Genomic DNA, 2,962 nt, shown 5'->3' on the forward strand with positions numbered 1-2,962 from the left:
AAACTCCCGCACTGTTAAATCATTGACTAACTAGTAACTAGTAGGCCCTAAATTATTGACATTGGAATGGAATTAATTAAGCAGTTTACTTAGAAGCTATTGGGCAATTAGTACTGCTCAGCTTTGATGTCACCACCTTTACACTTGCAGCCTATCAACGTCATAGTCTATAACGTCCCTTATGTGGAAATCTCATCTTCAGGCCGGTTTCGCACTTAGATGCTTTCAGCGCTTATCCGTTGCCCACGTAGCTACTCGGCCGTGCTACTGGCGTAACAACCGATTCACCAGCGGTGAGTCCAACCCGGTCCTCTCGTACTAAGGTCAGCCCCCGTCAAATTTCCTACGCCCATCACAGATAGGGACCGAACTGTCTCACGACGTTCTGAACCCAGCTCGCGTGCCACTTTAATCGGCGAACAGCCGAACCCTTGGGACCTTCTCCAGCCCCAGGATGTGACGAGCCGACATCGAGGTGCCAAACCATCCCGTCGATGTGAGCTCTTGGGGATGATCAGCCTGTTATCCCCGGCGTACCTTTTATCCTTTGAGCGATGGCACACCCATGCGCAACCACCGGATCACTAAACCCTGGTTTCCCACCTGATCGACCCGTCGGTCTCACAGTCAAGCTGGCTTGTGCTTTTGCACTCCCCGCACGGTTACCAAGCGTGCTGAGCCAACCTTTGGAAGCCTCCGTTACTCTTTTGGAGGCGACCACCCCAGTCAAACTACCCACCATGCGCGGTCTTCCATTCAGAATTAGAACACAGAATACAAAAGGGTGGTATTTCAACGTTGGCTCCCCGAATCCTGACGAACCCGGCTCACAGCCTCCCACCTATCCTACACATTCATATCCCATGTTCAACGCAAAGTTGTAGTAAAGGTGCACGGGGTCTTTCCGTCCCGTGACGGGTAAGCGGCATCTTCACCGCTACTACAATTTCACCAAGCTCACGGTTGAGACAGTGCCCAGATCGTTACACCATTCGTGCAGGTCGGAACTTACCCGACAAGGAATTTCGCTACCTTAGGACCGTTATAGTTACGGCCGCCGTTTACTGGGGCTTCGATTCAAAGCTTCTCTTGCGATGACTTCCCCTCTTAACCTTCCAGCACCGGGCAGGTGTCAGGCAACATACGTCGTGTCTCCACTTTGCGTTGCCCTGTGTTTTTGTTAAACAGTCGCCTGGGCCATTTCTCTGCGACTCTAGCTCACGCCAGAGTGTCCCTTTTCCCGAAGTTACAGGACTAATTTGCCGAGTTCCTTAACCGTGATTCACTTGAGCACCTTGGTATATTCTACCCAGCTACCTGTGTCGGTTTACGGTACGGGCTCATGCAAGCTGATGTTTCAGCGGTTTTTCTTGGAGGCCAGTTCAGATGTTCGCTTCGTCCGTAGACTCTGCTCAACGAAGACTTCCGTCACTTCGTACACCCTCCTCTACCCCGTGCGCTTCACACTTGCATCAGGTGCAGGAATATTAACCTGCTGTCCGTCAGGTGCGGCCTTCGCCTTCCCCTTAGGCCCCGACTAACCCTCAGTTGATTGACATAGCTGAGGAATCCTTAGCTTTACGGTGTGTATGGTTCTCACATACATTATCGTTACTTATGCCTACATTTGCTTTTCCAACCTCTCCACCATAGCTCACGCTACAGCTTCACTGATGTTGGAATGCTCCCCTACCGATATTACTATCGCATCGCTTCGGTGATATACTTGATGCCCGTTTATTATCGACGCCCGCCCCGCTCGACCAGTGAGCTGTTACGCACTCTTTAAATGTATAGCTGCTTCCAAGCTAACATCCTGGCTGTCTCGGCAGTCGGACTTCCTTTGTTCAACTTAGTATATACTTTGGGACCTTAGCGGTTGCTCTGGGTTGTTCCCCTCTCGGACCGTGACCTTAGCACCCCGGCCCTCACTGCTGTGTATATCAGTGCCCATTCGGAGTTCGTCAGAATTTGGTAGGATTTGACTCCCCCGCATCCTATCGGTAGCTCTACCTGACACTGACTCGCCACAACGCTGTTCCTAAAAACATTTCGGGGAGTACGAGCTATTTCTCAGTTTGATTGGCCTTTCACCCCTACCCGCAGTTCATCCAAAAACTTTTCAACGTTTACTGGTTCGGTCCTCCATGTAGTGTTACCCACACTTCAACCTGACCACGGGTAGATCACCAAGTTTCGCGTCTGCTATTACTGACTAAGCGCCCTGTTCAGACTCGCTTTCGCTTCGGCTGCGCATCTTAAATGCTTAACCTTGCCAGCAACAACAACTCGTAGGCTCATTATGCAAAAGGCACGGCGTCACCCCATAGGGCTCCGCCCGCTTGTAAGCGCATGGTTTCAGGTTCTATTTCACCCCGGTACTCCCGGTACTTTTCACCTTTCCCTCACGGTACTCGTTCACTATCGGTCTCTCAGTCGTATTTAGCCTTGGCGGATGGTGCCGCCGAATTCAGAGGGGATTCCTCCTGTCCCCACCTACTCAGGATACTGCTACGTTGATAATTTTTACATTTACAGGGCTCTCACCTTCTATGGCTGACTTTCCCAAGTCATTCAATTCCCATTATCGCCTAATAAGCAGTCCTATAACCCCTATTCAGCCGTAACTGATTAGGTTTGGGCTATGCCGTGTTCGCTCGCCACTACTTACGGTATCACTGTTGTTTTCTCTTCCTAGGGGTACTTAGATGTTTCAGTTCCCCCCGTTTGCCTCCCCGTAGGGATAACGACTCTTCAAGTCGTTGGGTTGCCCCATTCGGACACAGCAGGATCAACATGTATGTGCCACTCCCCTGCCATTTTCGCAGCTTATCGCGTCCTTCTTCGCCGCTGAGAGCCTTAGGCATCCCCCATGCGCCCTTAGTTGCTTCTAATTGCTTAATTAATTCTCCATTCCAATATGTCAAATAACTTAAAAACTACTACAAAGTAGTCTTCGTGG

The 2,962-nt window shown here is 50.5% G+C and carries 1 rRNA gene; it reads right to left on the reverse strand.

The features are described 5' to 3' along the window. Positions 1-87: 87 nt before the first annotated feature. Positions 88-2,894, reverse strand: a 23S ribosomal RNA gene (locus NCI00_RS29300). Positions 2,895-2,962: the final 68 nt, after the last annotated feature.

The sequence above is a fragment of the Runella salmonicolor genome (assembly GCF_024158025.1).
GTDB classification, from domain to species: Bacteria; Bacteroidota; Bacteroidia; order Cytophagales; family Spirosomataceae; genus Runella; species Runella salmonicolor.